This is a genomic window from Mesorhizobium terrae (assembly GCF_008727715.1).
Classification (GTDB): Bacteria; Pseudomonadota; Alphaproteobacteria; order Rhizobiales; family Rhizobiaceae; genus Mesorhizobium; species Mesorhizobium terrae.
In genome coordinates this window covers 3,960,329-3,978,351 of record NZ_CP044218.1, presented here as the reverse complement: position 1 = coordinate 3,978,351, position 18,023 = coordinate 3,960,329, and the positions used below count along the sequence as shown (strand labels likewise).

The window sequence follows — 18,023 nt, the reverse complement described above, 5'->3', positions numbered from 1 at the left end:
CTTCATTCAGGGAGGGGATATCGTTCGTCGGAAAACCTTTTCGCCTCAAGCCGCCGCCAGCAGGCTGGCATTGCCGCCGGCCGCCGTTGTGTCGACGCAGACCGCGCGTTCATGCGCGTAGGCGGCCGGGTAGACGACCTCGCTGACCAGCGGCACGATCGGCCCCTTGCGTTCCGCGATCGCGGCGCGCAGGGCGCGGGCGTCGTCAGCCGTGCCGGAGAAGGCAACGACATCCAGCGGCAGCGCGCCAATGGTCGTCGCATCGATCCGGGCATCGATGGCCGCGATCGGCAAACCTTTTCCGGTGAGCGCGGAGAGCGCCGCCGGAGCGCCTAGAGCCACCGCCAGGACGGCATTGCCGGCCGCGAGTGCCTGAACCGCCTGCGCCAACAACGTCTCGGCGTCCGGGCCAAGTGCCAGCACACGGCCACGCGGCGTCAGCGACAGCGTGTTGGCTTCGCCGGTCGGTCCGGGCAGATCGATCTGGCCATATTCGAGACCGGCGGCAGCAGTGATCGCCTCCGCCCCTTTGCCACGCAGATGCTTGCGCAGCATGGCGATGCGGTCAGCCCTCGTCGACCAGCCGCCAAGCGCGGGATCGGGCATGTAGTCGGATAGTTCCCTGGCCGAGGCCGCGCGGCCTTCGACGAGCGCCGCGCCCGCTTCCGGTCCCTTGCGGAAACGGCGCAGATAGTGCGGTCCGCCAGCCTTGGGACCGGTACCTGACAGGCCCTCGCCGCCGAAGGGCTGCGAGCCGACCACGGCGCCGATCTGGTTGCGGTTGACATAGATATTGCCGGCATGAATGCCGTCGACGAAATGCTGCACACGGCCCTCGATGCGGGTGTGCAGGCCAAAGGTCAGTCCGTAGCCCTTGCGGTTGACGGCGGCGATGACGGCGTCGATCTCGTCGGCCTCGAAGGTGGCGACATGCAGCACCGGGCCGAACACCTCGCGCTCCATTTCCTCGATGCCCTTGACCCGGAACACCGCAGGCGCAACGAAGCGGCCGTCCTTCGGCGCGGTGAGTTGGGCAATGGCACGCCCCTCGCCCGCCATCCTGGCGCTGTAATCCTTGATCGACTTCTGCGCCTCGTCGTCGATGACCGGACCGACATCGGTCGAGAGCTGCCAGGGATCGCCAATGTTGAGCGCATCCATCGCCCCTTTCAGCATCTCCAGCATCTTGGCTTCCACATCCTTCTGGACATAGAGCACGCGCAACGCCGAGCAACGTTGGCCGGCACTCTGGAAGGAAGATGCCAGCACGTCGCGGATCGCCTGCTCGGGCAGCGCGGTGGAATCGACGATCATGGCGTTCAGCCCGCCGGTTTCGGCGATCAGCATGGCGTCGGGCGCCGCCGTCTTGGCCAGTTGCCGTTCGATCAGCTTGGCGACTTCGGTCGATCCGGTGAAGCAGACGCCGGCAATGCGCGGGTCGGCGGTGAGCGGAGCGCCGACTGTGGGTCCATCGCCCGGCAGCAGCTGAATGACGTCTTCCGGCACACCGGCCTCACGCAGCAGTTCGACCGCGCGATAAGCGATCAGCGGCGTCTGTTCCGCCGGCTTGGCGATTACCGAATTGCCGGTGACAAGCGCTGCCGCGATTTGGCCGGTGAAGATGGCAAGCGGGAAATTCCACGGCGAAATGCAGACGATGGCGCCCCGCGCCTCGGTGCCAGCCTCGGCCTGGGCGGCCTGGGCGGCCTGGGCGGCGTAATAGCGCAGGAAATCCACCGCCTCGCGCACTTCCGCGACGCCGTCGGCCAGCGTCTTGCCGGCCTCGCGGGTGGCGAGCGCGAAGAACTCGACGGCATGTTTTTCGTAGAGGTCGGCCGCTCGGTCGAGGATCGCGGCCCGCTCGCTGACCGGCCGTTTCGCCCAGCCCGGCTGAGCCTCGACGGCGAAGCGCACGGCGGTTGCGACCTGTTTGGCCGCCGCCTCGGTCACCGTTCCCACCACGTCCGACGGTCGCGCCGGGTTGACCACCGGCCGCTCCTGGCCGTAGCCGGCGGCGCGAGTGATCGGCTTGGCGCTCCAGCGGTTGGGGCCGACAAAGGCGGCCTTGGCCTTGTCGATCTCGGCAAGTGTGACGACGTCGGTGATGTCCCAGCCCCTGGCATTGCGGCGGCCGGTGCCGAAGATGGCAGCGGGCTTGGCGATGTTCGGATTGGCCGCCGAGCCTTGCGTCTCGGCGGCTTCGAGCGGATCGCTGGCGATCTCCTCCGGCGCCACGTCCTCGTCGGTCAGCTGATGCACGAAGGAGGAGTTGGCGCCGTTTTCCAGGAGACGCCGCACCAGATAAGCAAGCAGATCCGAATGCGCGCCGACCGGCGCGTAGATGCGGCAGCGTGTGCCCTCAGCCTTGCGGATCGTCTCGTGCAGCTGCTCGCCCATGCCGTGCAGGCGCTGGAATTCGAAACAATCGCGGTCCGGCGCCATCGACAGGATGGCGGCCGCGGTGTGCGCGTTGTGAGTGGCGAATTGCGGATAGATGCGGTCGGTCATGCCGAGCAGCTTGCGCGCGCAGGCCAAGTAAGACACGTCGGTATTCACCTTGCGCGTGAACACCGGATAGCCGGTGAGACCGAGCGTCTGCGCGCGCTTGATCTCGGTGTCCCAATAGGCACCCTTCACCAGCCGCACCATGATCTTGCGGTCGAGCTTCGTCGCCAGTGCGTGCAGCCAGTCGATGACGAAGGCCGCGCGTGGGCCGTAAGCTTGCACAACGACGCCGAAACCATTCCAGTCGGCCAGTTCGGGATCGGCCAGCACGCGCTCGATGACGTCGAGCGAAAGATCAAGCCGATCAGCCTCTTCGGCATCGATGTTCAAGCCCATGCGCGCCTTGCGCGCGGCGCGCGCCAGCGAAAGCAGGCGATCGGCCATCACCGGCAGCATGGCCTCCTTCTGCGCCACCTCGTAGCGCGGATGCAGCGCCGAGAGCTTGACCGAGATGCCGTGGTTGAGGCGGATGTCGTCGCCCTTGGCGCCGGGCGCCAGCGAGGCGATGGCATCGGCATAGGCCTTCAGGTAACGCAGCGCATCGTGCTCGGTGCGAGCTGCCTCGCCCAGCATGTCGAAGGAATAGAGATAGCCGTTCTGCGTCATCGAACGGCCGCGCTTGACGGCTTCGGCGATGGTGCGGCCGAGCACGAACTGCTCGCCCATCTCGCGCATCGCCGCTGCTACCGCCTTGCGGATAACCGGCTCGCCGAGGCGCCGCACCATGGCGCGCAGCGTGCCTTCGATGCCGCCCTCGCCCTCGTCGAGCACGCGGCCGGTCAGCATCAGCGCCCAGGTCGAGGCATTGACGAAGATCGACGACGAGCCGCCGGAATGCGCGGACCAGTCATGCGGCGCGATCTTGTCGGCGATCAGATCGTCCATGGTCTCGGCGTCCGGCACACGCAGCAGCGCTTCCGCCAGGCACATCAGCGCCACGCCTTCCTTGGTGGAAAGTCCGTAGGCCGAGAGAAACACCTCCATCAGCCGCGGGTCGGCTGAACCGCGCACGGCCCGCACCAGATCGGCGGCACGAGCGGAAATCGCCTTTCGCGCTTCGGCCGAGAGCCCGCTCGCCACAGCCAGCCGCTTCACGGCCTCGTCCTCGTCGGGGAGATAGTTGGCGCGAATCTGCTGGCGGATGGTGTTGAGCGCGGGCATGGCGGTCCTTTGAAAGCGCGGAAGAACACGCCGGTCGGCGGCCTGCCGGACCGGATGGTGCAAGCTAGCACGAAGCCTCCCGCCATTCGATCCAAAGAACTCGCCAATGCAGGCCATTTGGTCTATGAAGAACAGAATAATACGCTGCGTGGGCTTCAAAACGGATCATGGAAGACCAACTGGACCGCCTCGACCGCAACATCCTGTCCGCCCTGGCCAGGAATGGCCGCCAGTCCATGTCGGAACTGGCTCTAAAGGTCGGCCTGTCGAAGACGCCGGTGCAGGCACGCGTCAAACGCCTGGAGAAGGATGGCTACATCCGCGGCTATTCGGCGATCATCGACCGCGAGCGCATGGGCGAAGGCCATGTCGCCTTCGTGCAGGTGAAATTGTCGGACACCCGCTCCAGCGCCCTCGACGCCTTCAACCGCTCGGTGCAGGGCGTGCCCGAGATCGAGCAGTGCCACATGATGGCGGCGAGCTTCGACTACCTGCTTAAAGTGCGCACACGCGACATCGCCGCCTACCGGCGCATTCTGGGCGAGCGCATCTCGTCGCTGCCGCATGTCGCGCAGACCTCGACTTTCGTGGCGATGGAAACGGTGAAGGACCGCTAGACCTATTCGCCCAGCGTCTTCAAAAACGCCACCAGCGCGGCGCGCTCGCGATCGGAAAGCTGCAGGGGATGCACTTCCGAGACACCCTCGACGCTCTGCTGCGCCTTGGTGTAGTGCGCGACGACATCGTCCAGCGAGCCGAACTGGCCGGCATGCATATAGGGCGGACGCCCGGCGACCGCCCGCAGCGACGGCGTCTTGTAGGCGCGGATCAGCTCGGGCTTGTCCTTGACGATGAACTTCAATTCGCCGCAGGCCTCCGCGCCGCCGTCGCGATAGCGGCCGAGGCAATTGAACGGGTCGGCCTCGACCTGGGCGACGGCGTTGATGCGGCCGCGGTCCGGCGGCAGGTCCCTGACCGGCGGCACGCCGGTGTTGTGGAAGCCGTGATCGGTGAACAGCGGGCCGTTATGGCAGGTCGAGCAGCTTGCCTTGCCGATAAACAGCTTCAGCCCCTGGATTTCCTCCGGCGAAAAGGCCGCGTCATCCTTCGGCTCGGCACCGGTCGCCAGCGCTATGGCGAAACGGTCGAAGCGTGTTTCCTTGGGCATGATCGAGCGTTCGAAGGCGGCAATCGCCTTGCCGATATTGGCAAAGACGCGGTCGACACCATCCTGATCGGCTGCGTTCATCGTCTTCCAGGCGGATTGGTCGGCCAGCGATCCCAACGGGCTGGCATTGGCCGGGACTTTCGAAAGGTCGGGCATCGGCCCGAAAATCCGTTCGTAGCGTTCACCGAAGCGCGCCTTGATATAGTGCGCATAGGATGCGCGATTACCCGCCTGCTCGAGCGGGTTCTCCAACGGCACCAGCGCCTGTGCCCACAGGCTGTCGCGCCGCCCGTCCCAGAACAGCCAGGAACTATAGGCAACACCGGCAAGCGGCATGGTGCGCCGGTTGGTGCGTGCCACGCCGACCGCTTGCGGCAGATCGTCCTGGAATTGCCGGTCGATCTTGTGGCAGGTCGAGCAGGCGACCGTGCCGTCGCGGCTCATCGAAAGATCGAAGAACAGCGTGGCACCCAAGGCTGCCGCTGCCGGATCGTCGGCGAAACGGTTGGTGGCGTCGGTTTTCAGCGGCGGCAACGCCGTCAAGGCCAGGCCGGCGATGGTCCGTTTCTCGGCCTCGGAGAATTGCGGCCTGCCGCAGGCCGCGACCAGGGCCGCCAGCGCAATGACGATGCCCAGACTGGAACCTAGACCGGACCAGCGTCTCATGAGCGGCTCACAGCACGATGTTGAACAGGACAGTATCCGAACCCGCAGGCGCTGTGATGGCGAAGCGCAATTGCCACCAGCCGCTCATCGAGAATTTCACGCCGGAAATCCGATAACGTCCCTCGCCCAGATAGTCCGTCGCGCGCGGGCTTGTCGGCAGGCCATGCGCATGCTGCGGCATGCCGCCGGAAACCTCGATGATCGCGCCTTCCACCGGCGTGCCGGCGGCGGTCTTCAATGTCAGCACCCAGTCGTGCAGTTCGCCCTGCTTCACCGTTCCGTTCTCCGGCGCGAAGGTGGCCACGAACAGGCCTTTCTCGCTGCCCTTGGTTTGCTGGGTTTCGGGCGCGGCTGGGGGCGCGGTGTTGGGCGCGGTCATGTAGACCACCGTCAACACGCCGAAGAGGACGGCGGCCAGCCCGACGCCAGCAACCAGATACCGCCAGAACGCTGCCAACTGTGCCCCACATCATCTCGGTGAACGTCCGGCACAGCGCCTAGCATCCCGCTGGGTTGTGGGAAAGTGCGGCGATGCCCGAATCCCGGACACCATGCCATGGCGTCGATCCTGTCGAACGGTTAGACGGAGGACAAGGGAGACAAACACTGATGTCAATGCAAGGTGTCGCCTCGATCGGCGAATGCATGCTGGAATTGTCTGGCCAGAGCGGGCCGGACTGGCGCCTGGGTTTCGCCGGCGACACCTTCAACACCTTGTGGGCGCTGGCGGCGCTGGCCAAGGATCGCCCCGCAACTTACGTCTCGGCCTTTGGCGACGACCCCTTCTCGCACCAGCAGATCGAATTTCTCGCCGAAAATGGCATCGGCATAGGCGCCAGTCCGGTTATTGCAGGCGCTCGGCCCGGCCTTTACGCCATCACGCTGGAAGGCGCCGAACGCTCCTTCACCTACTGGCGCGCCGATTCGGCGGCCCGGCAGCTCGCGTCGAATTCAGACGCCTTGGTCAAAAGCCTTGAAAGCCAGTCGCTTATCTACTTTTCCGGAATCACTTTGGCAATTCTGGACGAACGTGCTCGGGGCACGCTTCTGACCACCGTCGCCGCAGCGCGCGCGGCCGGCAGCCTGGTCGCCTTCGACCCCAACTACCGTCCGCGCCTGTGGCCGGATGTCGGCACAGCACAGAAAGCCATCGCTGCGGCACTGACGGTCACCGACATCGCGCTGCCGACCTTCCCCGACGAACAGATGCTCCATGGCGACCGGAGCCCGGAGGAAACGGCGACGAGGCTGGGCAGGACCGTATCCGAGATCGTCGTCAAGAATGGCGAGATGCCGGCATTGGTCGCCACCGGCGCCGACAGGGAGGAGATCCCGGCAATCCATGTCGCGAAGCCCGTCGACACGACCGGCGCGGGCGATTCCTTCAACGGCGGTTACCTGGCCGCACGCCTCGCCGGCCGGTCGCCGGCGGAAGCCGCCCGCAGCGCCCATCGCGTCGCCGCCGCCGTCGTCCAGGTGCGCGGTGCGCTGGCCCCGTTCGACATCCTGCGCAAGGCATTCGGGCAATAGGCCTGAACTTTTCCCTGAGGGCAGAAGCCCTCGCTCCTATCCCAGCCTGAACCGGTACTCGGTCAGCTGGTGATAGGTCTCGCCGGGCAAGAGGGTTGCCGACGGGAAATAGGAACGATTGGGTGCGTCGGGCCAAGTCTGCGCCTCCAAGCACAGGCCGGCAAAGCGCTTATAGCCGATACCGCCAAGCCCTGGTGCCGGCGGCGCGATATAGCCGCCGCCATAGAGCTGGAGACCAGGCTCGGTGGTCCAGACCTCCATCTCGACGCCGGACACGGCACCTTGCACCCAGGCGGCCTTGCGCAAGGGCCCGCGCGCTGAGGCCAGGCAGAAATTGTGATCGTAGACGAGCTGGTCGCCTGCTTCCGTGCGCAGGCTGCGCGCCTGCCGGAAATCGAAGGGCGTGCGGTCGACCGGCTGCACCACGCCCGTTGGGATCATCTCGGCGTCGACCGGCAGATAGGCGCCGGCCGGGATCATGACCCGGTGGTCGAGCACGTCGCCGGCACCGCCATCGTCGAGATTGAAGTAGGAATGCTGGCTGAGATTGCAGACGGTGGCCTCGTCGGCCGTGGCAGTCAGTTCCACGCTCAGCGTTCCGGGGATCTTCAGCCGATAGGTACAGGTGACATCGAGCGCGCCGGGAAAGCCCATCGATCCACCGGGATCGTGCAGCGAAAGCGTCACGAAATCATGCCCATGCAAAGCAACCGACCAGGCGCGGCCAGAATAGCCGCCCGATCCGCCATGCAGCGCATGTTTGCCGAGGAAGTTGCGGTCGGTCTGTTGCCGCTGGCCGGCCAGCGTGAAACGGCCGTCGCGGATGCGGTTGGCGAAGCGCCCGACCACGGCGCCGAAATAGCCAGTGTCGCGCTCATAGGCCTCGAACCGGTCGAAACCCAGCACCAGCGGCGCCTCGTGACCGGCAAGACGCAGGTCCTGGATGATGGCACCCAGATTGAGGATGTTGGCCGAAAGCCCACCGCCACGGATGGTGAAGCGGCGGATTTCCTCCGCCGCTTGCGTTGTTCCAAAGAGCTCGCCGTCCTTCATGCCGCTGTCGCGGGCCGGTGGCGCGTGGCCAGGCCGGCTCGCTGATCGATCAGAGGCCGAGGCCGCCGATGCAGACATATTTGGTATCGAGGTAGTCCTCGATGCCCTGATGTCCGCCTTCCTTGCCGAGGCCGGATTCCTTGACGCCGCCGAACGGCGCTTCCGGCGTGGTGATCAGCCCTTCATTGATGCCGACCATGCCGTATTTCAGCCCTTCCATGACCCGGAAGGCGCGGCCGAGATCGCCGGTGTAGAAATAGCAGGCCAGGCCGAACTCGGTATCGTTGGCGAGCCGCACGGCCTCTTCCTCGGTCTCGAACTTGAAGACGGGCGCGACCGGGCCGAAGATTTCTTCCTTCATGAACATCATGTCGGGCGTAGCGCCGCTGATCACGGTCGGCTCGAAGAACGAGCCGCCGAGTGCGTGCGGCTTGCCGCCGGTCTCGACCTTGCCGCCCTTGGCCTTGGCGTCGGCGACGAACTCCGCGGTCTTCAGCGCCGCCTTCTCGTCGATCAGCGGTCCCTGCTGCACGCCATCCTCGAGGCCGGAGCCTACTTTCAGCTTGGCGGTCGCGGCGGCCAGCCTCTCGACGAACGTGTCATGGATGCCGGCCTGCACGAAGAAGCGGTTGGTGCAGACGCAGGTCTGGCCCGAATTGCGGAACTTGGCGGTGATGGCGCCCTCGACCGCGCGGTCGAGATTGGCGTCATCGAAGACGATGAATGGCGCGTTGCCGCCGAGTTCCATCGACACCTTCTTGACCGTCTTGGCCGACTTCTCGATCAGCATCTTGCCGACCGGGGTCGAGCCGGTGAAGGTGATCTTCTTGACCAGCGGGTTGAAGCACAGCTCATCGCCGATCTCGCCGGCGGCACCGGTGACGATGTTGACCACGCCCTTCGGGAAGCCGACTTCTTCGGCAAGCGCGCCCCAGGCCAGCGCCGAATAAGGCGTCTGCGTGGCCGGCTTGACGACGGCCGTGCAGCCGGCGGCCAGCGCCGGGCCGAGCTTGCGGGCCAGCATCGAGGACGGGAAGTTCCACGGCGTGATGGCGGCGACGACGCCGACCGGCTCCTTGGTCACCATGATGCGACGGTCGGCCCACGGCGACGGCACCACGTCGCCATAGGTGCGGCGGCCTTCCTCGGCGAACCACAGCACATAGGCGGCCGACGAGCCGACTTCGCCGCGCGATTCGAACAGCGACTTGCCCTGCTCGGTGGTGAGCAGTTCGGCCAGCGCGTCCTGATTGTCCATGATGGCGTCGTGCAGCTTGCGCAACAGCTTCGAGCGCTCAAGCGCCGAGGTCTTGCGCCAGGTCAGGAAGGCGGTGTGGGCGGCCTCGATGGCGCGGCGCGTCTCGGCGGCGCCGGCCTTCGGCACCGTGCCGATCTTCAGGCCATTGGCCGGATTGGTGACGTCGATGGTCTGGCCGGAATCGGCCTGCACCCATTCGCCGTTGATGAGATTGGCCTGCCGCATGAAATGGCTGGTTTTCTGAAGCATGGTCTAGCCTCCCTTCGGCCGCTCACGGACCGGTCTTGAATGGGTCGATGGGTGTTTTCAGCGTCACTGCCGCAACTGGACCACCGCTCTTACTCCAGAGCCGGGCTTGCGATCAATCGCCATAGCTGAACCTAAGCACTGGGCCAGCACGAATCCAGCCCTGCAGCCCGGATCTAGCCGAAAACCTGCGCCGTGACCGCCAGCCAGAACGAGGTGGTGACAACGGCGCAGGCGGTGGCGAGCGTCATCTGGTTGGAGGCGAGCCCCTGGCCCGCGTTGAACTGGACGGCGATCAGGTAGGAATTGATGCCGGACGGCAGCGCCGCCACCAACACCGCCACCTTGGCGGTCAGCGGCGGCAGGCCAAGCAGCCAGACCAGCGCCAGGGTCAGTGCCGGCATCACGAACAGCTTGAGCACCGACAGCCCAAGCGACGGGCCGATATGGCCGGAAATGCCGAAGCGGTTCAATCCCAGCCCCATGGCGAACAAGGCAACCGGCGCCGCCGTGCCGCCCAGCGCCTCGGCCAGCCGCGAGACCAATCCGGGCAGCGGAACGCCGGTGACGCGCCAAGCGAGACCGGCGAGGATGCCGATGATCAGCGGATTGACCAGCAGCTTGTGCAGGAAGCGGCGCAATATCCGGAGCGGATGCGCGGCCTGGGCGTCGCCCCGCCCGAACATCTCGAACATGACGATCGAGGCCATCATCATGACCGGCAGATGCACCGCGACGATCAATGACAGCACCTCGAAGCCCTGCGGCCCGTAGATGCCGAGGATGAAGGGTGCGCCAAGCAGCACGACATTTGAGTAGGAAGCCGACACGCCGCCGACGATTCCGGTGCGCCGGTCGCGCCCGAACAGGCGGGTGGTGACCAGATGCCCAGCGGCCCAGGTCAGCGCCACGGCGGAAAAATAGGCGCCCCACAGCGACCAGGGCGCCGCGCCGTGGAAATCAGACTTGACCATGGTCTCGAACAGAAGCAGCGGCATCGCCACACCGACAGCGAATTCGGCGACGCCTTCGGCGCTCTGCGCCTTGAGATAGCCGGTCACGCCCGCGAGATAACCCAGCGCCACGAGCCCGAAGACGAACAGGACGGTTTCGGTAAGCGGCGACATGGTTTCCCTCGACGCCCGACTGATAGGGGAGCGACCCGGACGGCGCAACCGCCAGCCTGCCTACAGGCTTGGGACACCGTGCCACGCAGTCGGCGAACGACCCCGGCCTTGCCTTCCCGGTGCCTTTGCCGTCCCTATATGGAAAAGACCGGCGTCGATGGGACGGCGGAAAGGTCCGCCATGTTTCGTCTTGCCCTCGCCCTCCTCCTTGCCTTTGTGCCAGCCGTCGCCCACGCGACCGATGCCGGATGGGCGCTGCTCAGGGCTGGCGGCCATGTCGTGCTGCTGCGCCACGCCATGGTCACCGGCAGTGGCGATCCAGCCGGCTTCGACATCGACGCATGCGCGACGCAACAGAAACTGTCCGAGCGCGGCAAGCAGCAGGCGCGCAAGATCGGTGCGCTGTTCGCGGCCCGCGCCGCGCCCATCGATCGGATATTGTCCAGCCGCTATTGCCGTGCACTCGACACCGCCGGCATCGCCTTCGAGGACAACAAGACGGAGAAGTTCGAGCCGCTCGATCTCTTGTCCAAGGATGCGGCGGCAGCGGCTGCGCAGAACGAAGCCGTCGTCAAACAGGTCGCCGGCTTCTCGGGCGACGGCAACCTCGTCATGGTCACCCACCTGGAAAACATCCAGGCGCTGACTGGGGCCGGTGCCCGCGAAGGCGAAGCGGTGATCGTGAGCGTCGACGGCGACAAGCTGCGCGTACTCGGCCGCATCATCTTCTAGACCCGTGTCGGGCCGGACGATCAGCTTCCTTCGTCGTCAAATGGCTGTATCTGTCGGTAGATGCCGGTGCGCAGACCATGCAAAGCCGCGTTTTCGGCTTTCCCTGTACAAGAAAACCGATTAGACAGCGCCGAGCCACCTGCGGACCGCATCCGCCCGCAATCGAAGGAAGATCCCTTGTCCACCACGTTCGAAAAAGTCGCAAAGATCATCGCCGACACCAGCGAAATCGACATCGACACGATCACGCCCGAGAGCCACACCATTGATGATCTGGGCATCGACAGCCTCGATTTCCTCGACATCGTCTTCGCGATCGACAAGGAATTCGGCATCAAGGTGCCTCTCGAAAAGTGGACGCAGGAAGTCAACGACGGCAAGGCCTCGACCGACGAATATTTCGTCATGAAGAACCTCTGCGCCAAGATCGACGCACTGGTCGCCGCCAAGAACGCCGCCTGATCGAACAGGCATGGCCATCCGCCGGCCGCCCTTGACGGGCGGCGCGCGCTGACCCAAAAACCGCCCATGACATCCCATGACGTCGTCATCACCGGCATCGGCCTCGTTTCCTCTTTGGGGGAAGGCCCGAACGCGCATTGGCAAAAGCTGACGACAGCGGGCGCCAAGCCCGTGCTCGATTCGGAACGCTTCGCGCCCTACACCGTCCACCCCCTGCCCGAGATCGACTGGAATCTGCAGATCGCCAAGCGCGGCGACCAGCGCCAGATGGAAACCTGGCAGCGGCTGGGCACCTATGTGGCGGGGCTGGCGCTCGACGATGCCGGCATCAAGACCGACGAGGCGCTGTGCGCCACCATGGACATGGTCGTTGCCGCCGGCGGTGGCGAGCGTGACGTGGCGGTCGACAACGCTATCCTGGCCGCATCCGAAAACCGGCCCGACTTCGATGTCCTGCTCAACGAGAAGCTGACCACGGAGCTGAGACCGACGCTGTTTCTGGCGCAGCTTTCCAATCTGCTCGCTGGCAATATCTCGATCGTGCACAAGGTGACCGGTTCCTCGCGCACCTTCATGGGCGAGGAAGGTGCCGGCGTCGCCGCGGTCGAAACCGCCGCCGCACGCATCCGCTCCGGCCAGTCCACGCATATGCTGGTGGGCGGCGCCTTCCAGACCGAACATCCCGACATGCTTCTGGGCTACGAGCTCGGCGCCTACCTGCACAGGGGAGCCTGGAAGCCCGTCTGGCAACGCGACGCTTCGGAAGGCGGCGGCGTCGTCTCCGGTTCCGGCGGCGCTTTCCTCGTTTTGGAAAGCCGCGAACATGCCGAAAAGCGTGGTGGCCGCATCTACGCCGAACTCGGCCCGGTCCAGTCCGGTCGCGCGCGCCGCAAGCGCGGCGAACTAAGCGCCGGTATTGAGGCACTGCTTGGCACCGCAAACCTGCCAGCCGGCCCGCTTCTGGCGTTGTCGGGTGCCTCGGGTGGCCGCGCGGCCACGACCGCCGAGAAGGCCGCATTCGACGCCCGCGCCAATCTTGCCGTGCGCGGCTTCGGCACGCTAACCGGCCACATGAAGGAAGCGCAGTTCCCCTTCGCCGTGGCGTTGGCCGCACTTGCCATCCACAACAAGGCGCCCTACCCGACCTTCGACGCGGCATCCGAGCGCAATTTCGACGGAATTCCCGAGCAGGTACTGGCAACAGCGGTCGGCTATCACCAATTCGAGGGACTGGCGCTGGTCAGCGCCGCTTAAGCGGCACCTGCTGGCCGCATGGCGGCGGGGTTGGATCGCGGCGCAAGGCGAAAACGGTCGAGGATTGAGGCATGGCGAAGCTGAAAGATCATCTGGGCAGGCCGGTTGTTGCCGTTACCGGCATCGGCGTGGTCACGTCGCTCGGCATCGGCAAGGCCGATAACTGGGCGGCCCTGACCGCCGGCAAGTCCGGCATCCACCCCATCACCCGCTTCCCCGTCGACCAGCTCAACACCCGCGTCTCCGGCATGGTCGATTTCCTGCCGTCGAGCAGCAAGGGCGCCAGCGCACTGACCTATGAGCTGGCCGAAACGGCTGCGCGCGAGGCCGTCGCCGAGGCCGGCATCGACGCCGAGAATTTCGGCGGCCCGCTCTTCCTCGCCTCGCCGCCGGTCGAGCTCGACTGGCATGACAGGCTGGCGCTCTACAAGGGCGGCGATCGGGAAAATGCCTCCGATCGCATCCTGGAAGTTGCGCGCGGACTGAATTCCTCTGACATGTTCGATTCCGCGCAGTTCGGCACCATTGCCGATCGCCTGGCCGACGCTTTCGGCACGACCGGCCTGCCAATCACGCTCTCCACCGCCTGCGCTTCGGGCGCCACCGCCATCCAGCTCGGCGTCGAGGCGATCCGCCGCGGCGAATGCGAACGTGCGCTCTCAATCGGCGCCGACGGCTCGGCCACCGCCGAGGCGCTGATCCGCTTCTCGCTGCTTTCGGCGCTGTCCACTTCCAACGACGTGCCGGAAAAGACCTCGAAGCCCTTCTCGAAGGATCGTGACGGCTTCGTGCTCGCCGAAGGTTCGGCTGCGCTCGTGCTGGAATCGCTGGAAAGCGCGCTGGCGCGCGGTGCTACCGTGCTCGGAATCCTGCGCGGCTGCGGCGAAAAGGCCGACGACTTCCACCGCACCCGCTCCAAGCCGGACGGTTCGCCGGCCATCGCGGCGGTCAAGGCAGCGCTTGCCGACGCCGGCCTTTCCGAGGACGAGATCGACTACATCAACGCGCACGGCACCTCGACGCCGGAAAACGACAAGATGGAACATATGTCGCTGTCCACTGTCTTCGGCGAGCGCATTAGCCAGATCCCGATCTCGTCCAACAAGTCGATGATCGGCCACACGCTGTCGGCAGCGGGCGCCATCGAAGCAGCCTTCTCGCTGATGACCATGCGCGAAGGCGTCATTCCGCCGACCATCAACTATGACAACCCCGACCCCGCGATCGCGCTGGACGTGGTGCCGAACAGGAAGCGCGAGGCCAAGGTCGGCACGGTTCTGTCCAATTCCTTCGGCTTCGGCGGCCAGAACACTTGCCTTGTCATGGCGCGGGAACCTGTTTAAGGCAGCGCTCTGGGGCGCTACGGCGCAGACAAGAAGGGAATAGGGAATAAGGCCGTAGGGCGACGAGCAGCGAATTGCGGCTTGATTCCTGCTATTTCGCCTGAACCTATTGCCTTGCAGCCCTATTCCCTTATTGCCCTGTTTTCCTCTTTCGAAAACATAACTGGACGCAAGACCATATGCGCGCACTGCAACTCATCGAGGATCGGCGGCTCGAAATCGTCGATATCGCTCCGCCGCCGCCGCCTGCTCTTGGCGAAGTGACGCTGCGCATCAAGGCCGTGGCGCTGAACCACATCGACGTATGGGGCTGGCGCGGCATGGCCTTTGCCAAGCGCAAGCTGCCGCTCACCGTCGGCGCGGAGGCCTCCGGCGAGGTCGAGGCGGTCGGCCCCGGCGTCTCGAACCTGGTTCCCGGCCAGCTCGTCTCGATCTATGGCGCGCGCACCTGCGGGCTGTGCCGCGCCTGCCGCGAGAAGCGCGACAATCTGTGCGAGCATGTCGGCGGCGTGCACGGTTTCCATCTCGACGGCTTCGCGCAGGAGAAGATCAACCTTCCCGCCCGCCTGCTGGTGCCCGCCCCTCCTGGCGTCGACGCTATCGGTGCGGCCGTCGCGCCGGTCACCTTCGGCACGGTTGAGCATATGCTGTTCGACAACGCTAAGCTGGAACCGGGTGAAACGATCCTTGTCCATGCCGGCGGCTCCGGCATCGGCTCGGCCGCGATCCAGCTTGCCAAGAAGATCGGCTGCACCGTCATCACCACCGTCGGTTCCAACGACAAGATCGAGAAGGCCAAGGCGCTCGGCGCCGACCACGTCATCAACTACCGCGAGGATCGCTTCGAGGGCGCGGTGCGCAAGATCACCAAGAAGAAGGGCGTCGACGTCGTCTTCGAACATGTCGGCAAGGACACCTGGGCCGGCTCGATGTTCTCCCTCAAGCGCGGCGGCCGCCTCGTCACCTGCGGCTCGACCTCCGGCGTCTCCACCGAGATTAACCTGATGATGCTTTTCCAGCAGCAATTGAAGCTGCTCGGCTCCTTCGGCTGCCGCATGGAGAACATGGCCAATGCGATGCAAAAGATGGCCGCCGGCCTCGTTGCCCCGGTCATCGACACCGAGGTCGATTTCAGCGGCATCGACGCGGCGTTGAAGCGCATGGAAGGCCGCGACGTCTTCGGCAAAATCATCCTGCGCGTGGGCTGATGGCCGGCACGCGGGAACCGATGCTGCGCCCGCTCGTCTATAAGACGTTGCGCGGCCTGAAAGTCGCGGAATATTGGCTCACCGCGCGTGTCGCCATGGCGCTCCTGGCGATCCTGCGCTTGCTGCCGCCCGACCGCGCGCTTTCCTTCATCGACCGCGTAACGCGCAAGATAGGTCCGATGGTTGGCCGCCATCGTGTGGCGATCGCCAACATCAAGGAAGCCTACCCGGACAAGAGCGAGGCCGAGATCGAAAAGATCGCCTCCGACATGTGGGGCAATATGGGGCGCCTGGCCGGGGAATATGTCTTCCTCGGCCAACTCTTCGACTACGACCCCGATGCCGAGACGCCGGGCCGCGTCGAGGTCATCGGCAAGGAACTGTTCCTGAAAATTCGCGACGAGAAGAAGCCGCACATCTTCTTCACCGCGCATATGGGCAATTTCGAGTTGCTGCCGGTGGCCGCCGCCACCTTCGACCTTTCGGTCTCGGCGTTGTTTCGCGCCCCGAACAATCCCTATCTCGCCGAATACATCTTCAAGACGCGCGCGGCGACGATGGGCGAACTGCTCGCGTCGAAGAACGGCGTGTCTTTCGCCATGGCGCAGGTTCTGGAGCGCGGCAGTAATGTCGGCGCGCTGGTCGACCAGAAGTTCACCAACGGGGTGCTTTCCACCTTCTTCGGCAGGCAGTGCCAGACCAGCCCGCTGGTGCCGAAGCTGGCGCGGCAGTTCGAGTGCGATGTCTATCCCGTTTTTTCCGTGCGCCTGCCCGGCAACAGGTTCCGGCTCACCCTTTGCGACAAGCTCGATTTGCCGCGCAACGCAGCAGGCCAACTGGACGTCGCCGCGACAGTGCAATTGATGAATGACACGGTTGAAGGTTGGGTGCGCGACGATCCCGGCCAGTGGATGTGGTTCCACAAGCGCTGGCAGATCAGGGGCCGCACCCGCTAGAGCGCCGCGTGTCCGTTCGGACGTGCAAAGGACGCTCCAGCACTTTGATTTGGTGCAATCCGCCTTGCCATCGCTGTGGTCGCACGAAATTGATCCGCGCTACGTGCGAGATCGTGAAAATGCACAACTTCCGCCGCACTTGATCGTTAACTTTTTTGCCGGACAGTGACGTCGTGGCAGGGTTGTGGGCGATGACGGACGAACAGATCAGACAGAAGGGCGTTGCCTTGTGGACGCCGTGGGGCGGCCAGCAGCCGGCGAAACCGGGTGAAAAGTTCGCGGCACTCAGGCGATTGGCGAAGCGGCTGCGCAACGTGCGCAAGAAAAAGGCGGCCAAGCCGGCTATCGCCGGCAACTGACCCGACCGACCCGCTTCGATTGCGGATCGAGAACGCGATCAGTCGCGTCGAAAATTCTTACCCACCGTAATAATTCATCACCGCGTGGCGCGCTTCGGCAAAGAACAGCCAGCGTTCGACAAACATGCCGACGACGTGGGAAAGCGCCGCGACCGCCAGGGTTAAGGTCGCGGCCAAACCCGCGTTTGCGCCAGCCATCAGCGCGGCCAGCACCAGGAAGATCAGCCCTCCAGGCAATAGCCCGCCGAGCAACAGCGCCAGCCTGCGCAGTTTTTCAGCATGCTTGCGCGCGACGCGGAAACCCATTTCGTTGGTCAGGTAGTTTTCGGTGACATGCGGCCGCTCAAACAGCCGCACGCGGCCGATGGCGCCGAGCCCCGTGGCGCTTTCCGGTGTCGACAATGGCACCAGGCCGTCGAGATTGCGCAGCCAGGCGATCTTCACCGCCCAGGCCGCGATGAGGAAAACCAGCGCCGGCAACAACAGCGGAATGCCGCCGCGACCACCAGCAGTCGCGAACATCGCGCCGAGCAGCGACCCGCCAGCCAGCGAAAACAGCAGATAACAGGCCGGCGTCAGCCGCGTATGCCAGGCTTGCACCGATTTCAGGCACGCATAGATCATCGACGTGCAGAAGACAGTGGCGAGCGACAGCACGGTTGCGGCAATCCCAAAGGGCGCCGAATAGCGTCCGTAGACGACCGAGAGCCAGGCCGACACGATAAGCGGCACGAAGGTCAGCAACGACAGCACGCCCTCCCGCGACAGCCAGCTCGACCGCCATTGCGAAAGCGCCCGCCAGGCACGTTGCGGGTTGCCGAGATGCAGGGTCGACGACAAGAGCCCGCCTGCGATCAGCGCCAGCGCCGTCATGTAGGCGAGCTTGGTGGCGACCGCCGCAGGGTCGAGCAGGCCAAGCCCCAGCACCGCCGCCAGCCCGTAGCCGAGCCCGGAAAGCGTTGTGAAAACGATGATGGAAAAGGCCGGATGCATGG

The 18,023-nt window shown here is 65.2% G+C and carries 16 protein-coding genes; 9 read left to right on the top strand and 7 right to left on the bottom strand.

From position 1 onward, the window contains the following. Positions 1–45 precede the first annotated feature (45 nt). On the bottom strand, positions 46–3,666 hold the full coding sequence (putA, locus tag FZF13_RS20350; protein WP_024926243.1) for a bifunctional proline dehydrogenase/L-glutamate gamma-semialdehyde dehydrogenase PutA: 3,621 nt from the start codon (positions 3,664–3,666) through the stop codon (positions 46–48). A gap of 167 nt (positions 3,667–3,833) precedes the next feature. Here putA and FZF13_RS20345 point away from each other — a divergent pair, with 167 nt between their 5' ends. Further along, a complete protein-coding gene (locus FZF13_RS20345; protein WP_024926242.1) occupies positions 3,834–4,283 on the top strand; it encodes an Lrp/AsnC family transcriptional regulator in 450 nt (149 codons plus the stop codon). Between the two features lie 2 nt (positions 4,284–4,285). On the opposite strand, the gene FZF13_RS20340 is transcribed toward FZF13_RS20345, so the two are convergent. Continuing rightward, positions 4,286–5,500, bottom strand: coding sequence for a cytochrome-c peroxidase (locus FZF13_RS20340; protein WP_024926241.1), 1,215 nt, complete (start codon positions 5,498–5,500; stop codon positions 4,286–4,288). Positions 5,501–5,507: 7 nt separating this feature from the next. After that, positions 5,508–5,957, bottom strand: coding sequence for a FixH family protein (locus tag FZF13_RS20335; protein WP_024926240.1), 450 nt, complete (start codon positions 5,955–5,957; stop codon positions 5,508–5,510). A 152-nt stretch (positions 5,958–6,109) separates the two neighbouring features. On the opposite strand from FZF13_RS20335, the gene FZF13_RS20330 reads away from it, so the two are divergent. Further along, a complete protein-coding gene (locus FZF13_RS20330; protein ID WP_024926239.1) occupies positions 6,110–7,030 on the top strand; it encodes a sugar kinase in 921 nt (306 codons plus the stop codon). A gap of 36 nt (positions 7,031–7,066) precedes the next feature. On the opposite strand, the gene FZF13_RS20325 is transcribed toward FZF13_RS20330, so the two are convergent. The 3 genes from FZF13_RS20325 to FZF13_RS20315 all read right to left on the bottom strand — a co-directional run bounded on the left by FZF13_RS20325 (position 7,067) and on the right by FZF13_RS20315 (position 10,714). Continuing rightward, positions 7,067–8,083: an aldose epimerase family protein gene (locus FZF13_RS20325; protein ID WP_024927293.1), complete on the bottom strand. Its 1,017-nt coding sequence runs from the start codon at positions 8,081–8,083 to the stop codon at positions 7,067–7,069. 49 nt (positions 8,084–8,132) lie between these two features. Then, on the bottom strand, positions 8,133–9,590 hold the full coding sequence (locus FZF13_RS20320) for an NAD-dependent succinate-semialdehyde dehydrogenase (RefSeq protein WP_024926873.1): 1,458 nt from the start codon (positions 9,588–9,590) through the stop codon (positions 8,133–8,135). A 173-nt stretch (positions 9,591–9,763) separates the two neighbouring features. Then, positions 9,764–10,714 carry an AEC family transporter gene (locus FZF13_RS20315; RefSeq protein ID WP_024926872.1) on the bottom strand — a complete coding sequence of 317 codons (951 nt, stop codon included), beginning with the start codon at positions 10,712–10,714 and terminating at the stop codon, positions 9,764–9,766. A gap of 180 nt (positions 10,715–10,894) precedes the next feature. Between FZF13_RS20315 and FZF13_RS20310 the strand changes: the two genes are divergently transcribed. The 7 genes from FZF13_RS20310 to FZF13_RS28990 all read left to right on the top strand — a co-directional run bounded on the left by FZF13_RS20310 (position 10,895) and on the right by FZF13_RS28990 (position 17,028). Next, on the top strand, positions 10,895–11,446 hold the full coding sequence (locus FZF13_RS20310; protein ID WP_024926871.1) for a histidine phosphatase family protein: 552 nt from the start codon (positions 10,895–10,897) through the stop codon (positions 11,444–11,446). Positions 11,447–11,623: 177 nt separating this feature from the next. Further along, positions 11,624–11,908, top strand: a complete 285-nt coding sequence (locus FZF13_RS20305; RefSeq protein WP_024926870.1) for an acyl carrier protein — start codon at positions 11,624–11,626, stop codon at positions 11,906–11,908. 66 nt (positions 11,909–11,974) lie between these two features. After that, positions 11,975–13,162: a beta-ketoacyl-ACP synthase gene (locus tag FZF13_RS20300; protein WP_024926869.1), complete on the top strand. Its 1,188-nt coding sequence runs from the start codon at positions 11,975–11,977 to the stop codon at positions 13,160–13,162. A 71-nt stretch (positions 13,163–13,233) separates the two neighbouring features. Beyond that, the gene (locus FZF13_RS20295; protein ID WP_024926868.1) at positions 13,234–14,505 is read left to right on the top strand and encodes a beta-ketoacyl-ACP synthase; all 1,272 of its coding nucleotides are present in this window, start codon (positions 13,234–13,236) and stop codon (positions 14,503–14,505) included. 179 nt (positions 14,506–14,684) lie between these two features. Further along, entirely contained in the window at positions 14,685–15,713 is a 1,029-nt protein-coding gene (locus tag FZF13_RS20290; protein ID WP_024926867.1) for a zinc-binding dehydrogenase, read from the top strand. Then, on the top strand, positions 15,713–16,669 hold the full coding sequence (locus FZF13_RS20285) for a lipid A biosynthesis lauroyl acyltransferase (protein ID WP_024926866.1): 957 nt from the start codon (positions 15,713–15,715) through the stop codon (positions 16,667–16,669). Before FZF13_RS20290 ends, FZF13_RS20285 begins: the two co-directional genes overlap by 1 nt. Positions 16,670–16,860: 191 nt before the next feature. Continuing rightward, entirely contained in the window at positions 16,861–17,028 is a 168-nt protein-coding gene (locus FZF13_RS28990; protein WP_161773091.1) for a hypothetical protein, read from the top strand. Between the two features lie 57 nt (positions 17,029–17,085). On the opposite strand, the gene FZF13_RS20280 is transcribed toward FZF13_RS28990, so the two are convergent. Beyond that, positions 17,086–18,021, bottom strand: a complete 936-nt coding sequence (locus tag FZF13_RS20280; RefSeq protein ID WP_024926865.1) for a dimethyl sulfoxide reductase anchor subunit family protein — start codon at positions 18,019–18,021, stop codon at positions 17,086–17,088. Positions 18,022–18,023: the final 2 nt, after the last annotated feature.